Annotated in this window: 21 protein-coding genes; 13 read left to right on the top strand and 8 right to left on the bottom strand. The window is 62.8% G+C overall.

The genetic code is table 11. The features are described 5' to 3' along the window. Positions 1-18: 18 nt before the first annotated feature. The 3 genes from mtaB to IB264_RS17835 all read right to left on the bottom strand — a co-directional run bounded on the left by mtaB (position 19) and on the right by IB264_RS17835 (position 3,315). Positions 19-1,293, bottom strand: a complete 1,275-nt coding sequence (gene mtaB / locus IB264_RS17845) for a tRNA (N(6)-L-threonylcarbamoyladenosine(37)-C(2))-methylthiotransferase MtaB (protein WP_025425180.1) — start codon at positions 1,291-1,293, stop codon at positions 19-21. Next, positions 1,290-2,195 (bottom strand): diaminopimelate epimerase, encoded by a 906-nt coding sequence (gene dapF / locus IB264_RS17840; protein WP_171520372.1) that lies wholly within the window; start codon positions 2,193-2,195, stop codon positions 1,290-1,292. The genes mtaB and dapF overlap by 4 nt, the downstream gene beginning before the upstream one ends. 106 nt (positions 2,196-2,301) lie before the next feature. Next, positions 2,302-3,315 carry an MBL fold metallo-hydrolase gene (locus IB264_RS17835; RefSeq protein WP_025425178.1) on the bottom strand — a complete coding sequence of 338 codons (1,014 nt, stop codon included), beginning with the start codon at positions 3,313-3,315 and terminating at the stop codon, positions 2,302-2,304. 129 nt (positions 3,316-3,444) lie between these two features. On the opposite strand from IB264_RS17835, the gene IB264_RS17830 reads away from it, so the two are divergent. From IB264_RS17830 to trmD, 6 genes are all read left to right on the top strand, one after another. Further along, positions 3,445-3,927, top strand: coding sequence for a MarR family winged helix-turn-helix transcriptional regulator (locus IB264_RS17830; protein WP_025425177.1), 483 nt, complete (start codon positions 3,445-3,447; stop codon positions 3,925-3,927). A gap of 303 nt (positions 3,928-4,230) precedes the next feature. Continuing rightward, positions 4,231-5,793 carry a signal recognition particle protein gene (gene ffh, locus IB264_RS17825; protein WP_025425176.1) on the top strand — a complete coding sequence of 521 codons (1,563 nt, stop codon included), beginning with the start codon at positions 4,231-4,233 and terminating at the stop codon, positions 5,791-5,793. A gap of 13 nt (positions 5,794-5,806) precedes the next feature. Then, positions 5,807-6,142: a chorismate mutase gene (locus IB264_RS17820; RefSeq protein ID WP_025425175.1), complete on the top strand. Its 336-nt coding sequence runs from the start codon at positions 5,807-5,809 to the stop codon at positions 6,140-6,142. A 37-nt stretch (positions 6,143-6,179) separates the two neighbouring features. Further along, complete coding sequence (rpsP, locus tag IB264_RS17815; RefSeq protein WP_025425174.1) at positions 6,180-6,554, top strand: 30S ribosomal protein S16; 375 nt, start codon at positions 6,180-6,182, stop codon at positions 6,552-6,554. A 92-nt stretch (positions 6,555-6,646) separates the two neighbouring features. Then, a complete protein-coding gene (rimM, locus tag IB264_RS17810) occupies positions 6,647-7,207 on the top strand; it encodes a ribosome maturation factor RimM (protein WP_025425173.1) in 561 nt (186 codons plus the stop codon). An 11-nt stretch (positions 7,208-7,218) separates the two neighbouring features. Further along, on the top strand, positions 7,219-7,911 hold the full coding sequence (trmD, locus tag IB264_RS17805) for a tRNA (guanosine(37)-N1)-methyltransferase TrmD (protein ID WP_025425172.1): 693 nt from the start codon (positions 7,219-7,221) through the stop codon (positions 7,909-7,911). On the opposite strand, the gene IB264_RS17800 is transcribed toward trmD, so the two are convergent. After that, positions 7,893-8,639, bottom strand: a complete 747-nt coding sequence (locus tag IB264_RS17800; RefSeq protein ID WP_025425171.1) for a sulfite exporter TauE/SafE family protein — start codon at positions 8,637-8,639, stop codon at positions 7,893-7,895. The genes trmD and IB264_RS17800 overlap by 19 nt on opposite strands. Before the next feature lie 327 nt (positions 8,640-8,966). Between IB264_RS17800 and rplS the strand changes: the two genes are divergently transcribed. The 5 genes from rplS to IB264_RS17775 all read left to right on the top strand — a co-directional run bounded on the left by rplS (position 8,967) and on the right by IB264_RS17775 (position 13,738). Continuing rightward, entirely contained in the window at positions 8,967-9,509 is a 543-nt protein-coding gene (rplS, locus tag IB264_RS17795) for a 50S ribosomal protein L19 (RefSeq protein WP_025425170.1), read from the top strand. A 127-nt stretch (positions 9,510-9,636) separates the two neighbouring features. Continuing rightward, positions 9,637-10,446 (top strand): transporter substrate-binding domain-containing protein, encoded by an 810-nt coding sequence (locus IB264_RS17790; protein ID WP_025425169.1) that lies wholly within the window; start codon positions 9,637-9,639, stop codon positions 10,444-10,446. Between the two features lie 9 nt (positions 10,447-10,455). After that, positions 10,456-11,277, top strand: coding sequence for an amino acid ABC transporter permease (locus IB264_RS17785; RefSeq protein WP_025425168.1), 822 nt, complete (start codon positions 10,456-10,458; stop codon positions 11,275-11,277). Positions 11,278-11,520: 243 nt separating this feature from the next. Then, positions 11,521-12,930: a 3-isopropylmalate dehydratase large subunit gene (gene leuC / locus IB264_RS17780; RefSeq protein ID WP_025425167.1), complete on the top strand. Its 1,410-nt coding sequence runs from the start codon at positions 11,521-11,523 to the stop codon at positions 12,928-12,930. Between the two features lie 271 nt (positions 12,931-13,201). Next, positions 13,202-13,738, top strand: a complete 537-nt coding sequence (locus IB264_RS17775; protein WP_025425166.1) for a histidine phosphatase family protein — start codon at positions 13,202-13,204, stop codon at positions 13,736-13,738. Between the two features lie 25 nt (positions 13,739-13,763). Here the strand turns inward: IB264_RS17775 and IB264_RS17770 are convergent, their stop codons facing one another. The 3 genes from IB264_RS17770 to IB264_RS17760 all read right to left on the bottom strand — a co-directional run bounded on the left by IB264_RS17770 (position 13,764) and on the right by IB264_RS17760 (position 16,310). Further along, positions 13,764-14,951: a GNAT family N-acetyltransferase gene (locus IB264_RS17770; protein WP_081788825.1), complete on the bottom strand. Its 1,188-nt coding sequence runs from the start codon at positions 14,949-14,951 to the stop codon at positions 13,764-13,766. A 3-nt stretch (positions 14,952-14,954) separates the two neighbouring features. Beyond that, positions 14,955-15,605 (bottom strand): DUF6875 domain-containing protein, encoded by a 651-nt coding sequence (locus IB264_RS17765; protein ID WP_128090482.1) that lies wholly within the window; start codon positions 15,603-15,605, stop codon positions 14,955-14,957. A gap of 156 nt (positions 15,606-15,761) precedes the next feature. Continuing rightward, positions 15,762-16,310 carry a L,D-transpeptidase gene (locus IB264_RS17760; protein WP_025425163.1) on the bottom strand — a complete coding sequence of 183 codons (549 nt, stop codon included), beginning with the start codon at positions 16,308-16,310 and terminating at the stop codon, positions 15,762-15,764. 143 nt (positions 16,311-16,453) lie between these two features. Here IB264_RS17760 and IB264_RS17755 point away from each other — a divergent pair, with 143 nt between their 5' ends. Both IB264_RS17755 and IB264_RS17750 read left to right on the top strand, forming a co-directional pair. Next, the gene (locus IB264_RS17755; protein ID WP_025425162.1) at positions 16,454-17,137 is read left to right on the top strand and encodes a response regulator transcription factor; all 684 of its coding nucleotides are present in this window, start codon (positions 16,454-16,456) and stop codon (positions 17,135-17,137) included. A 114-nt stretch (positions 17,138-17,251) separates the two neighbouring features. Beyond that, positions 17,252-17,707, top strand: a complete 456-nt coding sequence (locus IB264_RS17750) for a cyclic nucleotide-binding domain-containing protein (protein WP_025425161.1) — start codon at positions 17,252-17,254, stop codon at positions 17,705-17,707. Between the two features lie 39 nt (positions 17,708-17,746). Here the strand turns inward: IB264_RS17750 and IB264_RS17745 are convergent, their stop codons facing one another. After that, positions 17,747-19,921, bottom strand: a complete 2,175-nt coding sequence (locus tag IB264_RS17745) for a TonB-dependent siderophore receptor (protein WP_025425160.1) — start codon at positions 19,919-19,921, stop codon at positions 17,747-17,749. Between the last annotated feature and the right edge of the window lie 57 nt (positions 19,922-19,978).

The raw sequence follows: 19,978 nt of genomic DNA, 5'->3' as shown, positions 1-19,978 counted from the left end.
TCAGGGATTCCGCATGAGTCAGGCCGCAGCCATCTGTTTTACCTGCATCGTCAGATGCTTGCCATTGTGGCCGGTGATCGTGACCGGCACAAGCGCACGGGGTTTGAGGCCGGCGGCGTCGACGAGCGTGAAGTTTTCGGTGTGAGCGAGGCCGTTGTTTTCGACCAGCAGCGTCTGCGCGCTGCCGACCATGCCTTCGAGATGGCGGGCATAAAGGGCCGCGCCCGTCGCGCGAAGGCGGGCGGCGCGATCCTTGACCAGCGCCCGGTCAAGCTGCGGCATACGCGCTGCCGGCGTGCCGGGACGGGGGCTATAGGGAAAGACGTGCAGATGGGCGATGCCGCAATCCTTGGCAAGCCGCACGGCATTTTCAAACATCTCTTCGGTTTCCGTCGGGAAGCCGGCGATCATGTCGGCGCCGAGACTGATATCGGGGCGCAAGCGCCGGACCTTGTCCGTGAAGGCGAGGGCGTCGGCGCTCGAATGGCGACGTTTCATGCGCTTCAGGATCATGTCGTCGCCATGCTGCAGCGACAGATGCAGATGCGGCATGAAGCGCGCTTCGTCGGCAATCAAATCGAACAGATGGCCGTCGGCCTCGATGCCGTCGATCGAGGAAAGGCGCAGGCGGCGGATATCCGGCACCTGTTTGAGAAGCGTCTTTGCCAACAGTCCCAGCGTCGGGGTTCCCGGCAGATCGGCGCCGTAGCTCGTCGCATCGACGCCGGTGAGCACGATCTCGCTGTAGCCGCCCTCGACGAGCCTGCGTGCCTGGTCGACCACCGCACCCATCGGTACCGAGCGGGAATTGCCGCGTCCATAAGGGATGATGCAGAAGGTACAGCGGTGATCGCAGCCGTTCTGCACCTGGATGAAGGCGCGTACGTGACCGTCGATATGCTTGACCATCTGTGGTGCTGTGGCCCGCACGCTCATGATGTCGTTGACGCGCAGCTTTTCTTCCGCCGAGACGCCGAAATCGGGCAGCGATCGGTAGGAGGCGCTTTTCAGCTTCTCCTCGTTGCCGAGCACGGCGTCGACCTCGGCCATACCGGCGAAGGTTTCCTTCTCCGTCTGGGCGGCGCAGCCGGTGACAATGATGCGGGCATGCGGGTTGTCGCGGCGGGCGCGGCGGATCGCCTGGCGCGCCTGGCGCACGGCCTCGCCGGTCACCGCACAGGTGTTGACGAGGATGGCGTTGTTCAACCCCGCCTTTTCGGCTTCCGCCCGCATCACTTCGGATTCGTAGGTATTGAGACGGCAGCCGAAGGTTATGACCTCGACGCCGCTCAAAGCGCCCGGGCCTCGGCGGTTCCCGGTTGGGTTTCATCGCGCTGCCAGGCGCCGGTCGCAGGGTCGACGGTTCCCGACCATTCCCATTCGGCCGGGCCGGTCATGACGACATGGTCGTCCGCTTCACGCCACTCGATCGACAGTGGGCCACCGGGCACGTTGACGATCACCCTGCGGTCGGTGCGGTCGGTCCGGGCGGCGCTGACGGCCGCAGCACAGGCAGCAGAACCGCAGGCAAGCGTCAGGCCGGCCCCGCGTTCCCAGGTTCTGAGGTCCAGTTCATTTCGCGAAAGCACGCGCGCAATCGAGATGTTGGCCCGCTCCGGGAACATCGGGTGGTTTTCGAGCAGCGGCCCGAAGCGTTCGAGGTCATAGGACCAGACGTCGTTGTCGACCCAGAAGATCGCGTGCGGATTGCCCATCGAGGCAACCGACGGCGAATGCAGCACGGGATTGTCGATCGGGCCGATCTGCAGCTCGATCCGGCGCGTGTCGTGAAACTCTTCCGACAGCGGGATTTCGTCCCAGCCGAAGCGCGGGCTTCCCATGTCGACGGAGATCGTGCCGTCGTCGTGCTCCTTGGCTTCGAGCAGGCCAGCAACCGTATGGAAGAGAAAGGCCTTCTTACCGGTTTCGGCGGCAAGCGCCTGGACGACGCAGCGCGTGCCGTTACCGCAGGCCTGGGCCATCGAGCCGTCGGAATTGACGATATCGATCCACGCGTCGGTGCCGGCGGCCTTCGGATCGTGGATCGCCATGATCTGGTCGAAGGCGGTGGCCGGATCGGCGTTGAGCGATATGGCAGCCTGCGGCGTCACGCGGTCGCGGCGGCCGCGCATGTCGACGACCAGGATCTTGTTTCCAAGCCCGTTCATTCTGGCAAATTGCACGTTGTCGACCATGTCGCGATTGTCCAAACCAGCCTCGCCAAGCGGAGGCACCCTTCATTTGGGCTGTATATGGCGGAAAAGCCCGGAAATTACCAGTGCCGGCTTCCCAGTGCCGGCTTCATTGGCGCGTCGACGACGAAGGCGGCACATCGAAGATTTCGCCGGGGCGCATGGCCCTGAAGCGCGTGCGGGCAATCTCGGCCTCGTCAAGCGCCTGTTCGAGCGCCTTGACCGGTGCATCGACGCCTTCATCGGTCAAGCGGAAGGTTCCCCAGTGGTGCCCAGCCACGTGGTCGGCGGCGCAGTCGATCATGCCCTGCACCGCCTCTTCCGGGTTCTGGTGATGATCCTGCATGAACCAGCGCGGCTCGTAGGCGCCGAAGGGCAGGTTGGCGAGGCGGAAGCCGCCATGTTTTTCGCGGGCGGCGCGATAGTTGATGCCGCCGTGAAAGCCGGTGTCGCCGACGTGGTAAATCTTGCCAACAGGGGTTTCGATGACGAAGGCCGCCCAGAGCGCCATGCGGCGATCGCCGGAGCCGCGCGCCGACCAGTGATGGCAGGGCTCGGCATGGATCACCAGTTCGTCTTCAAGGTCCAGCCGGTCGCCCCAGTCGAGAACGGATATGGTCGCGTCCGGCACGGCGCGGCGGATGATTGTGTCGTTGCCGAGCGGCGTGACGATCAGCGGACTGTGCTCTTCGTTGAGGGCTGCCAGCGTATCGAGATCGAGATGGTCGTAGTGGTTGTGGGTGACGAGCACGAGGTCGATCGGCGGCAGATCGTCCATCTCGATGCCTGGCGCATTGCGCCGTGCTGGGCCGACGAAGGAAAACGGGCTCACCCTGTGTGCCCAGACCGGGTCGGTCAGTATGTTGAAGCCATGCACCTGGATCAAAAGGCTCGCGTGGCCGATCATCGTCACCCGCAGGCGGTCGGCCTCGATGCTCAGATCCGGCTTTGCCTGCTGAAACGGGCTTGGATAATGCGTCGGCCACCTCACCTTGCCTCGACCGAGCTGCCAGCGCAGAAGGTCGCCCATGCCCCGCGGCTGCCGGCCATTGGGGTTGAAGAACCGCGTTCCGTCGAAGTGGTCGGAGGCGGGCCCCCGATAATAAGGATTGACCTTCGGCATCGTCGCTTTCCGGCGATTGTTTGGTGGCGGTGTCTGAAAAAGATAGGCGCTTGCGATGCGTCGTGACAGGGTGAGGGGACAAGGTTTAAGAAATTCTTGAAAATAGCAACTTGATTGCTATCGTGCCTCATGCTGGTTCGCTTCGACAAACAGGAACGTCTGTACAAGGCCATCAAACTGGTCCGGCCGATCCATCTCAATGTGCATCGTTCGATCGAGCACATGCTGGAAGGTTCGGGCATATCCGTCGCCGAAAGGGCGGTGCTCGAGCTTCTCTGCGTGGAGCCATTGACAGTGCCGGAGGCGGCGCGGCGGTTGTCGATGAAACGGCAGTTCGTGCTGCGCGTCGTCGTCGGACTGCTGGAAAAGGGACTTCTGGAAAAGCAACCCAACCCGGAACATCGACGCGCCTATTTCTGTGCGCCGAGCGTTGTCGGTCGCGACCTGTTCGAGGCCATCCACCGGCGCGAACTCGAATTGCTGCACGCGGTTCTGGGCGATATCAACCAGACCGAAGTGGTTGCGGCACTCAGGGTCATGACCCGCGTCGCGACGGCGTTCGATGAGCTGGCACGTGAACTTGGCGCAGCGGATGACAAGGAAGGCTCTTGACCGCCGGGATTGGTGCTGTGAGCGTCGCGGCGCAGTCCGTGCCTGAAATCCCTGCTGCCGGATTTGCCGGCCGTTCTTGACTTTTCGGCCGCTTTCCTGTTTATCGCGGCAAATTCCTTCGCAAGTTGATGACTTCGAAGCCACCGACCAGGCCCCGTAAAGGTATAAAGAGAGCCCGGAGGTCAACATCCGACAGCGCGTTGCGCCCTCGGGTGGTTTTTGGCTTTGCGCCTTGTTTTTCAGGCGAAGGAACCCACGTTTCCGGCTAGTCTCCATGCCACCGGAAACCAGAAGGAAGTGAGAATGTTCGAGAGCCTCCAGGACCGCCTTGGTTCCATATTGAATGGACTGACCGGCCGCGGCGCATTGTCGGAAGCAGATGTTTCCGCGGCGCTTCGCGAGGTTCGCCGTGCGTTGCTCGAAGCCGATGTCGCCCTCGACGTCGTGCGCTCCTTTACTGAAAAGGTTCGCGAGAAGGCCGTTGGCGCCGAGATCCTGAAATCGATCAAGCCCGGGCAGATGGTCGTCAAGCTCGTCCATGACGAGCTGGTCGAGATGCTGGGCTCCGAGGGCGTCACTATCGACCTCAATGCGCCGGCACCGGTCGTCATCATGATGGTCGGTCTGCAGGGCTCGGGCAAGACGACGACCACCGGCAAGATCGCCAGCCGGATGAAGACGCGGGACAAAAAGAAGGTCCTGATGGCTTCGCTCGACACCCGTCGTCCGGCCGCCCAGGAGCAGCTTCGCCAGCTCGGCGTTCAGGCCGGCGTCGATACGCTGCCAATCATCGCCGGCCAGTCGCCGACCGATATCGCCGCGCGCGCCGTGCAGGCCGCCAAGCTCGGCGGCCACGACATCGTCATCCTCGACACCGCCGGCCGTACGCATATCGACGAGCCGCTGATGATCGAGATGGCGGAAATCAAGCGGAAGTCCAATCCGCATGAGATCCTGCTGGTCGCCGATGCGCTGACCGGTCAGGATGCCGTCAACCTCGCCCGCAACTTCGACGAACGCGTCGGCATCACCGGCCTCGTGCTCACCCGTATGGACGGCGACGGCCGCGGCGGTGCAGCACTTTCGATGCGCGCCGTTACCGGCAAGCCGATCAAGCTCATCGGCGTCGGCGAAAAGATGGGCGAACTCGAAGAGTTCCATCCGCGCCGCGTTGCCGACCGTATCCTCGGCATGGGCGACATCATCTCGCTGGTCGAAAAGGCTGCCGAGAACATCGACGCCGAAAAGGCGGCCGCAATGGCCGCCAAGATGGCCAAGGGCAAGTTCGACCTGAACGACCTCGCCGACCAATTGCGTCAGATGCAGAAGATGGGCGGCATGGGCGGTATCATGGGCCTGATGCCCGGCATGGCCGGCATGAAGGACAAGATGGCCTCGGCCGGTCTCGACGACAAGCTGTTCGGACGCCAGATCGCCATCATCTCCTCGATGACCAGGGCCGAGCGCGCCAACCCGGACATGCTGAAGCATTCCCGCAAGAAGCGCATCGCCGCCGGTTCCGGCACCGATGCTGCCGACATCAACAAGCTTCTGAAGATGCACCGCCAGATGGCGGACATGATGAAGATGATGGGCGGCAAGGGCAAAGGCGGCATGATGAAGCAGATGATGGGCGGCCTTGCCAGCAAGATGGGCCTCGGCGGCCTTGGTGGCGGCGGCATGCCCGATCTGTCGAGCCTCGACCCCAAGCAGCTCGAAGCGTTGCAGAAGCAGGCGGAAGCAGCCGGCCTCAAGCCCGGCGGCATGCCGGGCCTTGGCGGCGGCGGCCTGCCCGGTCTCGGCGGCGCCAAGCTTCCGGGCCTTGGCGGTTTCCCCGGCCTTCCGGGCCTACCCAAGAAGAAGTGAGGATCGGTGAGAGATGATTGATCCCGAAATCAAAAAGGAATTGGCGGGTTACCGGCAGTCGATCGACAACATCGATGCCGCGCTCGTCCACATGCTGGCCGAACGGTTCCGCTGCACCCAGGCGGTCGGCGTTCTCAAGGCCAAGCACAATCTGCCGCCGGCCGATGCGGCGCGCGAAGAATACCAGATCGAACGTCTTCGCCACCTGGCGAAGGATGCCAATCTGGATCCGGATTTCGCCGAGAAGTTCCTGAACTTCATCATCAAGGAAGTCATCCGGCATCATGAAGCCATCGCCGCCGATCGCACGCATTCCGCGGGCACCGTCGGCACCACCCATTCCGCTTGAACGAAGCGGTCAAGAAAGCCTGCAAGGAGTTACTCAAATGGCACTGAAAATTCGTCTCGCCCGTGGCGGTTCCAAGAAGCGTCCTTACTACCAGATCGTCGTTGCCGACGCCCGCAGCCCGCGTGACGGCCGCTTCCTCGAGAAGATCGGTTCCTGGAACCCGATGCTCGGCAAGGACGACGAAAAGCGCGTCGAGCTGAACGCCGAGCGCATCAGCCACTGGATCGCCCAGGGCGCCCAGCCGACCGACCGCGTCATGCGCTTCCTCGACCAGGCCGGTATCGCTCAGCGTCCGGCTCGCAGCAACCCGAACAAGGGTCTGCCGGGCAAGAAGGCTCAGGAGCGCGCTGCTGAAGCCAAGCAGAAGGCCGAAGACGCCGCTGCTGCCGCTGCCGAAGGTGCCGCGGAATAATATCCGGCAAACGGATGAAGGAGACGGGCGGCATTTCCATGCCGCCCGTTTTCCGTTATGTGCACCCTGAAATCCCCAAACGGATACGGATGATGAGCAAACTCGAAAACCCGGTTCTGATGGCGACTGTCGGCGCGGCGCAAGGTTTGCGCGGCGAGGTCAGGGTCAAGTCTTTCACCGACGACCCGACGGCACTCGGCGATTATGGCCATCTCCATAGCGCCGATGGGCGCGTGTTCGAGGTGCTGGAAATCCGCGAGGCCAAGAACGTGGTCGTCGTCCGCTTTCGCGGCGTCAACGACCGCACGGCCGCCGAGGCGCTGAATGGCCTCGAACTGTTCGTCGATCGCGACAATCTGCCCGACGACGATCTCGACGAAGACGAATTCTTCTATGCCGACCTCGAGGGCCTCGAGGCCATCGACGGCAGCGGCAAGAGCTACGGCACCGTGACGGGCGTGTTCGATTTCGGCGCGGGCGACCTGCTGGAGCTCAAGGGGCCGGGCAAGCGCCCCGTGCTCATTCCCTTTACTGAATGGTCCGTTCTGGAGATCGATTTGGAAGGCGGCAAGCTGCTGGTCGATCCGCTGGCCGCCGGCCTCATCGACGACAAGGACGAGCCCGGCAGCCCGTTTTCGGCCAAGCGCAAGTGAGCGCCAAGGCAATGTCCTTCCGCGCAACGGTTCTCACGCTCTATCCCGAAATGTTTCCCGGCCATCTCGGCGCCTCGCTCTCCGGCCGGGCGCTGGAGCGCGGCCAATGGTCGATCGATGCCGTGCAGATCCGTGACTTTGCGGAGGACAAGCACCGGACCGTCGACGATACGCCGGCCGGCGGCGGCGCCGGCATGGTGCTGAGGCCCGACGTCCTCGCCCGTGCGATCGACGCGGTGTCGCAGGACGATCATCGCCCGCGGCTGCTGATGAGCCCGCGCGGTAGGCCCTTGACGCAGAAGCGCGTGCGCGAACTTGCCGACGGTCCCGGCGTGGTCATCGTCTGCGGGCGGTTCGAAGGTGTCGACCAGCGCGTCATCGACGGGCGCGCGCTCGAGGAAGTGTCGATCGGCGACTATATCCTCTCGGGCGGCGAGCCGGCAGCGCTGACGCTGCTCGATGCCGTCGTGCGCATCCTGCCCGGGGTGATGGGCAACGAGCTGTCGGGCGTTCACGAAAGCTTCGAAGGCGGGTTGCTGGAGCATCCGCACTATACCCGTCCGCAGGTCTTCGAGGGCAGGGAGATCCCGGCCGTGCTGACCTCGGGCAATCACGGCGCCATCGCCAAGTGGCGCGAGGCGGAAGCCCGTCGGCTGACCGAGGCGCGTCGGCCGGACCTGCTTCCTCAACCCGTGAAGAAGTAATAGGCGGCGAGCAGCAAGCCGACCGCGACGACCAAGGCGCGGATCACCGCCTGCGGCACGCGCCGTGCCGCCCAGACGCCGAGATAACCGCCGAGGGCGGCACCGGGAACCATGATCGCCGCATGCAGCCACGACACGACCCCGCCGGCGGCGAAGACCACGATGGCGATGGTGGCGATGACGATCGAGATGAAGTTCTTCAGCGCATTCAGGCGGTGATAGCCGCCACCGGTGGCAAGTCCCAACACCGCCAGCATCATGATGCCCATGCCGGCGCCGAAGAAGCCGCCATAGATCGAGGTTGCGAACTGGCTGACGACACCGGCCGGGCTGATCGCATGCTCGTCGATGCGGGCCTTGGGCTTCAGGAGCGGCCCGGCGGCGAAGATCGCCGTCGCGGCGATCAGCAGCCAGGGGACGAGCGCACGAAACGAGGCGTTCGACAGGGAGATCAGCAACACCGCGCCGGCAAGTCCGCCGACCGCCGAAATGACGCCAAGAAGGATCGCCTGGCGGCGGTCCGCGCGGATCTCCTTGGCATAGGCAAGGGTCGAGGTGATATAGCCGGGAAGCTGGATGATCGACGACGTGGCATTGGCGACAATCGGCGGCAACCCGCCAAGGGTCATGGCGCCGAAGGTGAGGAAGGTTCCGCCACCGGCAATCGCATTGACCACGCCCGACAGGAAACCGGCGACGAAAAGCAGAAGTACTTCGAAGAAATGCATGGTCTCCCCCATCGCCCCCAGCTCGGCATAGCCCGCGGGCTTTGCAGCCGCAAGCCCGCGATTGAATGCATTTCAATGCGCGTTATTTCGAAATCTCTGATAGAATTCGCGCCGAACGCCTCCATGGCCCGGAAAATATGGCTTGCGGGGATGACAAGCGGGTTTTCTTCGTGTAAGTGCCGCCCCGGTTCGGGTTGTTTGCCCGTCGACCACCAACAAAGAATGGTGAATCCGCTCCTGCCGGGGTCCGGCAACATCTGAAGGTACGTCCGACAGGTCGATCGAGAGCGCTCTGGCTGTTTCAGAAGAACTTGAAAGGTTAACCCGATGAACATCATCCAGCAGCTGGAAGCCGAACAGGCCGCCAAGATTGCCGCCAAGCGCACGCTCCCCGATTTCTCCGCAGGCGACACGCTGCGCGTCAACGTCCGCGTTGTCGAAGGCACGCGTACCCGCGTTCAGGCCTATGAAGGCGTTTGCATCGCTCGTTCGGGCGGCGGCATCAACGAAAGCTTCACCGTTCGCAAGATCTCCTACGGCGAAGGCGTTGAGCGCGTATTCCCGGTTTACTCGCCGCTCGTCGAGAGCGTTGAAGTGGTTCGCCGCGGTAAGGTCCGTCGCGCCAAGCTCTACTACCTGCGCGATCGTCGCGGCAAGTCGGCTCGTATCGTTGAAAACACCGGTACGCGCGCCCGCAAGCTGAACGACGCCGAGCGCCAGGCCGTTGTCGAGGAAAAGGCACGGATCGAAGCTGAAAAGATCGCAGCAGCTCAGGCTCTTGCAGCCGAAAAGGCAGCAGCCGAAGCCGCAGAAGCCAAGGCAGCAGCAGAAGCCGCCGAAGCCAAGGCAGCTGAAGCCGCAGCGGAATAAGATTTCAATCCTTTGGGATTGTAGGGAAGGCGGCCTCGGGCCGCCTTTCTTTTTTGGTACTATGCGCTTGTCTTTTCTTAGCAATCCGTGACATTTTTCGCTGCCACACTTTTCGGGAGCTCTTCCAATGACAATCCGTCGCCATGTGCTTGCGGGCATCGCAGCCGCACTTGCCGTTCCATTTGCTTTTTCTGCACCGGCTTTCGCCAGCGACCTGCCGGATCTCGGTGGCAAGACGGTTGTCGTCGTCACGGAAAATGCCTACCCGCCGCTGCAGTTCGTCGATCCGAAGACCGGTGAGGCGATCGGCTGGGAATATGATGCGATGAACGAGATCGCCAAGCGTCTGAACTTCAAGGTCGAGTACCAGAACACCAGCTGGGACGCGATGATCCAGGCTGTTCACGACGGCCAGTACCAGATCGGCATGACCGGCATTACCATCAAGGACGACCGCAAGGAGAAGGTCGACTTCTCCGATCCGTACATGCGCTCGCAGCAGTTCATGCTGGTGCGCGGCGACGAGAACCGCTTCAACGACGGCAAGAGCTTCGGCGCCTTCGCCGACGGTCTGGTCGGCGCACAGCCGGGCACCTCGCCGTTCTACACCGCCGTCTACGAAATGCTCGATGGCAACGAGCAGAACCCGCGCATCAAGCTGTTCGAAACCTTCGGTGCCACCGTGCAGGCGCTCAAGGCCGGCGACGTCGACGTCGTCCTGACCGACAGCGTTGCCGCCAAGGGGTATGTCGATTCGTCCGAAGGCAAGCTGAAGGTCGTCGGCGGCCCGCTCGGCACCGAGGATTTCGGCTTCATCTATCCCAAGGGTTCGGACCTGGTCGGCCCGGTGAACGCCGCGATCAAGGCGCTGAAGGAAGATGGAACCTTCGACGCCTTGGATAAGAAGTGGTTCCTCGACTACAAGATGGGCGGCTGATCGCAGGCCATGGCCTCCCCACAATCGACTGATAAGTCCGGAAAGGGCGACTATCCCTGGTGGCTGGTCGCCCTTCTGGTGATTGCCGTGGCGCTCGCCGCTGTTATCGTCACCAATGACATCTACACCGAAGTCTTCAACGTCGTCCTCAAGGGCATTGGCGTCACCATTTTCGTGACCCTGATGGGCTTCGTGCTGGCGACGACGCTCGGTCTCGGCATTGCGCTGATGGCGCTGTCGGAGCACGCGGCACTTCGCCAGATCGCACGCTTCTACACCGAGGTCATCCGCGGCGTGCCGATCCTCGTCCTGTTGTTCTACATCGCCTTCGTCGGCGCGCCGACGCTCGTCACGGTCGCCAACTTCATCACCGCGCCGCTGATATCGGCCGGCTGGATGGAGCCGGTGGTGGTGCGCGACATCTCGCTGATGTGGCGGGCGATCATGGCGCTGATGATCGGCTATTCCGCCTTCATCGCCGAAGTCTTTCGGGCCGGCATCCTCTCGGTCGACAAGGGTCAGGTCGAGGCAGCCAAGGCGCTGGGCCTGACGCGCTACCAGCGGTTTCGCCTGGTGATCTTCCCGCAGGCGATCCGCGTGATCCTGCCGCCGCTCGGCAACGACTTCGTCGCCATGGTCAAGGACTCCTCGCTGGTCTCGGTGCTCGGCGTCGCCGACATCACCCAGATGGGCAAGGTCTACGCCTCCGGTTCCTTTCGCTTCTTCGAGACCTATTCGATCGTTGCCTATGTCTATCTCGTCCTGACCATTGGCCTGTCGCTGGGCTTGCGGGGGATCGAGCGGCGGTTGCGGCGCGCCGAGCAGCGTTGAGGCTGCTTCCACCGATTGCCGAAGTGTCAAAAAATTGATATGTACGGCCTCATGGAATCCAAGTTCGGATGTCGAGAGCAAAAAATCGTCGTGCTGCAGGACCACAAGCGTCTGCCGGCACGCTTTTTTGCGCGCGTATCCGGGGCGCTGACAAGCCTCCTATCCTGATCCCTTGATCAGTGTTTCCGGCTGCCTTGCTGCCGGCTTTTCCCTTACTTCTGAAAATTCGATGGATATATCGCCATGAGCGCACCGCGTACTCTCTATGACAAGATCTGGGACGACCATCTGGTCAACAGCCAGGACGATGGCACCTGTCTTCTCTACATCGATCGTCATCTCGTTCATGAGGTGACGAGCCCGCAGGCTTTCGAGGGCCTGCGCATGGCTGGCCGCAAGGTCCGCGCTCCGGAAAAGACGCTCGCCGTCGTCGACCACAACGTGCCGACCTCACCTGATCGCCATCTCGGCATCAAGAACGAGGAGAGCCGCATCCAGGTCGAGGCGCTCGCCACGAACGCAGCCGAGTTCGGTGTCGAATACTACTCGGAAAACGACAAGCGCCAGGGCATCGTGCACATCGTCGGCCCGGAGCAGGGCTTCACGCTGCCGGGCATGACCATCGTTTGCGGCGACAGCCACACCTCGACGCATGGTGCCTTCGGCGCGCTGGCGCATGGCATCGGCACGTCGGAAGTCGAGCACGTGCTTGCGACCCAGACGCTGATCCAGCAGAAGGCCAAGAACATGCTGGTGCGCGTCGACGGCCAGCTGCCGCCAGGTGTGACCGCCAAGGACATCATCCTTGCCATCATCGGTGAGATCGGTACCGCCGGTGGCACCGGACACGTCATCGAGTTTGCCGGCGAAGCGATCCGCTCGCTGTCGATGGAAGGCCGCATGACCATCTGCAACATGACGATCGAAGGCGGTGCCCGCGCCGGCCTGATCGCGCCCGACGAAACGACCTTCGAATACATCAAGGACAAGCCGCGCGCGCCGAAGGGCAAGGCCTGGGAAATGGCGCTCGACTATTGGAAGACGCTGCACACCGACGAAGGCGCGCATTACGATCGCGTCGTCGTGCTCGACGCTGCCGATCTGCCGCCGATCGTCTCCTGGGGTTCGTCGCCTGAGGACGTCATCTCGGTTCAGGGCATCGTCCCGAACCCGGACGAGATCCCGGAAGAAAACAAGCGCACCTCCAAGTGGCGCGCGCTTGACTACATGGGCCTGAAGCCCGGCACCAAGATCACTGACATCGCCATCGACCGCGTCTTCATCGGCTCGTGCACCAACGGCCGCATCGAGGATCTGCGCGCCGTTGCCGCTGTCGTCGAAGGCCGCAAGGTTGCGCCGACCGTTTCGGCGATGATTGTTCCGGGCTCCGGCCTCGTCAAGGAGCAGGCGGAAGCCGAAGGCCTCGACAAGATCTTCCGGGAAGCGGGCTTCGACTGGCGCGAGCCGGGCTGCTCGATGTGCCTGGCGATGAACGACGACCGGCTGAAGCCGGGCGAGCGCTGTGCCTCGACCTCCAACCGTAACTTCGAAGGCCGCCAGGGCTTCAAGGGACGCACACATCTGGTATCGCCGGCAATGGCGGCGGCCGCAGCGGTCGCCGGACATTTCGTCGACATTCGTGAGTGGAAGTAAGCTGGCGCGAGTGGAAATAAGCCGGTTCCTGAGCTTTCCGGCGTTGATGGCCGCCCTTCGGGGCGGCCTTTTTTGTGGTTCACTCCTACAGCGTCCTTTGCGCGTCAGATATGAGGCGCAAAGGACGCTGTAGCGCATTAAACCTGCTGCATAATTTCCTCCTTAAATCGATTCCGATTTAAGGAATTATGCAGTACGGGGACAAAACGTCGAAGCGATGCCAGAATGGACCTGACGGAGTAGATCGTACTTCGCTGCGAAGGAGGACGTGATGGCCGGGGATCGCGGGGCGAAAACATACCGCCTGATGCTGTTGCGCCATGCCAAGTCCGCATGGCCGGACGGCGTGCCGGATCACGACCGGCCGCTCGGCGAGCGCGGCCGCAAGGCGGCGCCACTGATCGGCGCAGATATGAAGCGCAAAGGGCTGATCCCGGGGCTCGCGATCGTTTCCACTGCGCGACGTGCGCGGGAAACCTGGGCGCTGGTTCGGGATAACCTGCCGCCGCCAATCCCCACCCGTGAGACGCGCGACATCTACGAAGTTGGGGCACCCGCCATTCTGGCGACCATTCGCGCCGTTGACCCTGATATCCGTAACCTGCTTGTCGTTGGCCACAATCCGGGCATGGAGGAACTTGCGCATCTGCTGGCCGGATCGGGCAGGCAGGAGGCGCTCGCGCGCATGCGGGAGAAGTTTCCGACAGCGGCGCTTGCCGTACTCGCGTTCGACGGCTCCAGTTGGGAGGACCTGGCATCGGGCCGGTGCCGTCTCATCGATTTCGTCACGCCGCGCCAACTCGCCTGAGGCCGCGCCGGCTTGCCTGATTGGATCAGATCTTGTGTTTTGCCAGCCTGCGCACAAGGGCGGACGGAAGGCGCTTTGCCAAGACCTTGGCCGCCGGTTGCAGCCGCGCCATGACAAGCTCGCGCAGCAGCCAGCCGCGCCAGGAGAACGCGAAAGCATAGTCGCTGACGGCAACCAGCCCGTCGGCGTGCTGCATCTTGTAGCCATCCGCTGGCGCCAGCAGGTCGAAGACACGGCTGCCGCGATCGGCGGCGGCCGCGAATGTCCGGTGGATCAGCAGCCGCCCGAGGCCCTCGCGGTCATAGCCAGGGTCGGTTGCCAGCACGTGTCCGAAGGTGTGGCCCTTGCAATCGAAGGACAGATCGACGCCGATCGGCCGCCCATCGCAGGCGATCGTCGAGGCGCAGAGGCCGGCGCCGGGATCGCCGGCCAGGTCCTCGAAGAACGCTTGGAAGCGGCTGTCCATGACGGTCGGCGACAGGATCGCGTTTTCGAGCAGCCAGTTCTTCTTGATGGTGATGGCAGCGGCTGCGGCCGTTGCGGCTGTTGACCCCGGCTCCGGCTCGGTAAAGGTGATGTCGCCGTGCTCTCGCAGCCTTCGCAGCCGGCGCCGATAGTTCGAGCGCTCGCGTGCGGAATAGGCGATGCCGGGGCCATCGGCTGTCACCCGCCGTGACAGGCTTGCGAAAGGCGCCTGCACGTCGCCAGGCAAGGAGGCGCCGCTTGGGATCACCGATCCGCATAGGGCAGCATCCGCTCTTACCCGCCGTGCTTCGAAGAGATCGGCGCCGAGCGATGCGACGGCGTTCCAGCCGGCTTCGAGCAAGGCGTGTCTGTTCTCGCCGGCCTCGACGAGCACGTCGCCGAATTGGGTCACCGGCGCTCCCATGAAACCAAGCACATCAAAACCAAGCTTGCGCCGGCGCACCAGTGGCCAGAGGGTGACGAGACGCCCGTCGATACGACCGATGAGGATGCAGAGCTGCGTCTTTGGATCGAGATAGTGCCGCGCCCAGTGTCGCAGGAAGATATGACGCTGGAACACCTGCTGAGGCTCCGCCGTCCGCTCGAACAGGTCGTCCCATTCCTTGTGCAGGGCCTCGAAGCCTTCGAGACTTGTGACGCAACTGATTTGGAGATTGTCGCCCAAAAGCTGAGAGCTCGGAGTTATCTCAACTGCGTCGGCGATCGGCGACGTCGCTCGGCCGGGCATGGCTCAGCCGCTTCGGAAGTGATTGACGAGCCGCCGCGTTCCTCTGATCGGGAAACGGGCAAGATAGGCAACCATGAGGGCGGGGTGGAGAGCGGCGAACGGGGCATCGTTCTCGACCAGATGCCGGATCGCGAGAACCGGCATCGGCGAGCGCAGTGGTCGGAAGTCCGGGTTCCACAGGCCGCGATCCTCGGAGCCTGCATGCATCATGCCGATCATCCGGGCGCGGGCGAGTGAATAGAACCGATGCCGCCGCTGGATGCGCTTCAACATCGCGATCCCATCCGCATCGGCGCAGTCAGGAAAGCCAACGATCACCGTGCGGAAATGCTTCATCGCGGGTTTGCAGGGGATGGCTTCGAGTTCGCCGAATGCGCCACGGATGAGCGCAAAGACCGTGTCTTCGTCCTCGGCGCGCGCGTCAGAAATCGCCAACCGGACGGTATCGATCTTGGCGGCCTGGCGGGTAAAGGGGCAGACAGCGCCGGTTCGTCCGAGATCGGAATGGCCGGCCATCAGATAGGATTCGACCCAGTCGAGCAGCTGCGCAATGTCGGAACCTTGCGAGACGCCGTCCGCGCTATCACGAACCTCTTTTATCCCGAAGAACCGTCCGTCGGTCGCCGGTATCGCTTTGGCCGTCTTGGTCAGCATCGGCAGCACTCGTCCTGCAAATCTCGCTTGAGGCTACATAGACACCAGAGCTTGCGGAAGTGTTGATGGTTGTGGCCGGTGAGGTTTCTCGCGTGATCTATGCTTTCCGAATTCTTCTTTCGATCGCCGGTCATGCCTCATATTGCAGCGTCGACATTAGACAACTTTGACGACGGTGCCGCGACGCAGATGCGGGATCAGCCGGCGCATGGCGGCAAGGCTTATGGCGACGCAGCCCTCGGTCGGCTCGTATCCGGGGCGGATGAGGTGAAAGAATATTGCCGACCCGGCATAACGGCGCCGGCTGGTCAGGTTCCAGTCCATCACCAGGCAGATGTCGTAGAGCCTGTCCGTGCGCATCATGTCCTCGTGGCTCGGCGCGAAGGGCGCATTGGCTGGACGGTTGTAGCGGGCATGACTGGGAGCGTCGCACCAGAGCATGCCGTTACGCGTGGCCCGCATCGGCAGCGGCGTCGGCGGCAGCAGGATGCGGTCGCGCCTGACATAGCCGCCGATGAGTTTCATCGCGGCGCGCGGCGTGGCACCGTCGCCCTCGCGCTTGCGGCTGGTAATGCCGCTGCGGCCGATGGCCGCTTGCTCCGTGCGGCCATCGAAGGTAACCAGTGCACGCCTGCGATCAAGCGGGGCAGGCCGGACGGTGATGACGGATTTGACTGGCCTTCTTCCCGACGTTTTCTTGCGCATCTCTCTCACAGATTTTTGAATTGTCCGTGATTTGGCGGGCACCATAAGCACGGTTGCATATATAACGAGGTTCCAAAACCGGTTCGCTTGCCAACACGGGCATTTGAGCTAGTTTGAAACCGGAAGCAAACAGGAATTGTCCCATGGCGACCCGTACCATTCTTCTTGTCGACGACGACAATGACCTGCGCGAAACGTTGGTCGAACAGCTTTCGCTGTACGAGGAGTTCGATCTTCTTCAGGAAGCGACTGCCGGCAAGGGGATACAGGCGGCGCGCGCCCAGCAGGTCGATCTGCTGATCATGGATGTCGGTCTGCCCGACATGGACGGGCGCGAGGCGGTCAAGCTCTTGCGCAAGGGCGGCTTCAAGGCGCCGATCATCATGCTCACCGGTCATGACACGGATTCGGATACGATCCTCGGTCTGGAAGCCGGCGCGAACGACTATGTCACCAAGCCGTTCCGCTTCGCCGTCCTCCTCGCCCGTATCCGCGCGCAGCTGCGCCAGCACGAACAGAGCGAAGATGCGACCTTCAGTGTCGGTCCCTACACGTTCAAGCCGAGCCAGAAGCTGCTGACGCTCGAAAACGGCCAGAAGATCCGGCTGACCGAAAAGGAAGCGGCGATCATCCGCTATCTCTATCGCGCCGACCAGAAGGTGGTGACGCGCGACGTGCTGCTCGAAGAAGTCTGGGGTTACAATTCCGGCGTGACGACGCATACGCTCGAAACACATGTCTATCGGCTCCGCCAGAAAATCGAGCGAGACCCTTCCAATGCCGAGATTTTGGTGACAGAGAACGGCGGCTACAAGATCGTTCCGTGAGGCGGCGACGTCCGATGATTTCTCCGCACGTCAGCTGCTTCGGACTATTTGCATCGATTGCTATGCTCTTGGGTTTCGAACCCCGGAGCATCGTGATTCAGGGAGGTTAGCCGTTTGGCGCTCAACGACGACATCGTTCTTCTGTCCAATGTGCCGCTTTTTGCCGATATCAGCGAGGACAAGCTGAGGCTGATTGCCTTTGGCGCCGAACGTCGACGCGTGTTCAAAGGGCAGGAGCTGTTTCGCGAGGGCGCTCCGGCCGATTGCGCCTTTGCCATTGCCAGCGGCAGCCTCTCGCTTTCGAAAGCCAATGCCGACGGCGCGATGGAGGATGTCACCACCGTCGGCCGCGGCGCGCTTCTCTCGGAACTGGCGCTGATCTCGATGGTGGAACGCAAGTTTACCGCGACCGCGGACGAAGACAGCGAAGTGATCCGCATCAATCGCCCGCTGTTCCGGCGCATGCTGGAAGAATACCCGGAAGTTGCCGCCCTCGTGGAGGCGCGCATCCGCGAGAACCTGCAGGCGATGATCCGCCGCGCAGGCGCACTGGCCGGCCGTTTCGCCTGACGCACTCCCGATAGACGGTCGCACGCCAGGCGTTTTCACCTACCATTTGTACTTGAGCGTGCCGAGCACGGTGCGGCCCTGGCCGAAGTAGCAGTAACCGTCGGTGCAGACTTCTTCGCGCCGGTCGCCAATGTTGGTTGCGCTGACGGCCAGCGACAATCCGTTCAGATCGGGATTTTTCACGCCGAAATCATAGGCGATCGACGCGTCGAAGTAGACGGCGCCGCCGTTTTCCGCCGTATTGTCGTCGGAGGTGAAGGACTTGGAGGTGGCGCGGATACCGCCGCCAAGGCTGAGACCGGCGAGCTGCGTATCGTCTGGCACGAGGTAGTTCACCCAGAGGGATGCGATGTTGCGCGGCTTGGTCGAGGGCACGTTGCCGATCAGTGCGGGATTGACGTTCCCGGTGATCTCGGCGTCGTTGTAGGTGTAGGCGGCGATCAGGCTGAAGCCATTGTCGAATTCGCGTCGCGCCTCGACCTCGAAGCCCTTGGTGGTCACCTCGCCCGAAGATTTGTAGTAGTAGCCGACGGGCAGCGACGCGTCCGCGACATATTGCGGCGCCCCGGTTTCGACGATCCGGTAGACGGCGGCGCTCAGCGAATAGGCCTCGCCTTCCGGCTGGTATTTGATGCCCAGTTCGATCTGCTCGCCCGTCGTCGGATCCAGAACCGTACCATCTGCCGAGAGCTGCGTGCTCGGCACGAAGGACGTGCCGTAGCTGGCGTAGGGCGCAATATCGTTGTCGAAGAGGTAGAGCAGGCCCACCTGGCCGGTGACTTCACCGTCGTCCTTGCGGTCGACTGCACCGGTGTTCTTGTTGGTGCTCGTCTGGTCCACCCAGTCGTGGCGCAGGCCGGCGACGGCGCGCCAGTTGCCGAATTCCGCCTGGTCCTCAGCATAGATGCCGGTCTGGCGCAGATCGCGGCCACTGAAGCTGGTGAGCGCGGGCGTCGGGCCGGTGATGCCGAAGGTCGGATTGTCGAGGTCGAAGCGATAGGCCGGATCGCTGGCGCCAAAGCCGAGCCCGAAGTCTGACGTGATCCAGGTATAGTCGAGGCCGGTCAGCAGTGTGTGCGAGATGGCGCCGGTATCGAAGGTCGCCAGCAACTGGTTGTCGATCTGGTAGGTGCGCTGATTGTCGGTAATCGCGACCGGCGACCGCTCGTAGACATTGCCAGTTGCCGTGCCGAACTCGAGATAGCGGGCGTCCAAATCCATGTCGCTGACGCGGGCGTGCTGACGGAAGATCAGGCCATTGTCGAATTCGTGCTCGAGCTTGAAGCCAGCCTGATACTGCCGCACCTTCTGGTGATCGTATTCCGGATCGCTGTAGCGCAGCAGCTTGCCGCCATATTCGAACACCCGCGGGCTGGCATCGCTCTCGCCCTTCTGTCCGAGGCCGTAGACGGTCAGCGACGTTGCCTCGTCCGGCTTCCAGGTGAAGGAGGGCTGCAGCAGGTAGCGGTCGTCGGCAACGTCGTAGCTGGTTTCGCCGTTCCGCAGCAGACCGACGATACGATAGAGAAAGTCGCCTTCGGCGGTCGCCGGGCCGCCGAAATCGAAGGCCGTCTGGGCGCGGCCGATCGTGCCGTATTGAACTTCGACCTCGCGGTGCGTGTCGTCCTGCGGCATCTTGGAAATGCGGTTGACGATGCCGCCGACACCGGCGGCGCCGTACAGCACCGACACCGGTCCCTTGATGATCTCGATGCGGTCGAGACCGTAGATCTCGGTCGGGAAGGTGCCGTAGTTCATATAGGGCTGGCGCAGGCCGTCGCGGAAGTCGCCGGTTGTGGTCGTCTCGAAGCCGCGAATGTAGATCTGGTCGAAGCGCGGGTCGAAGCCGAAGGCGCCGGTGGTAACACCGGCGGCATAGCGGGTTGCCTGGATCATGTCCTGGGCGCCACGCTCCTCCAGTTCCTTGCGGGTGACGACGGAGACCGAGCGCGGGGTCTCGACCAGTGGCGTGTCGGTCTTCAGCGCCGTGATATTGCGCGACGGTGCGATGGTATCATTGTCCTCGGCGATGCTGGTGGCCGCCTGTGCGGCCGAAACCTCGATCTTCTGCAGCCGCGTCGTCTTCTCACTCGTGGCCGTCTGCGCGGTGGCGGAATTTGATAGCAGTCCGATCGTGATCGCGAGTAGTGCCGTTGTTGCCGAAAGGGAACGAAGCGAGGTGCGAACGGGTCTGTTCGGAAAAATCTTGCGCATGATCTGGCCCCTTTTGCGGGCGCACGAAAGCCCTCCGGACTGGCCCGGAGCGAAGCA

This window comes from Ensifer sp. ENS11 (assembly GCF_014851895.1).
Classification (GTDB): Bacteria; Pseudomonadota; Alphaproteobacteria; order Rhizobiales; family Rhizobiaceae; genus Ensifer; species Ensifer canadensis.
Note: the sequence above shows the minus strand (reverse complement) of the source record. Positions and strands in the feature narration are given on the sequence as shown.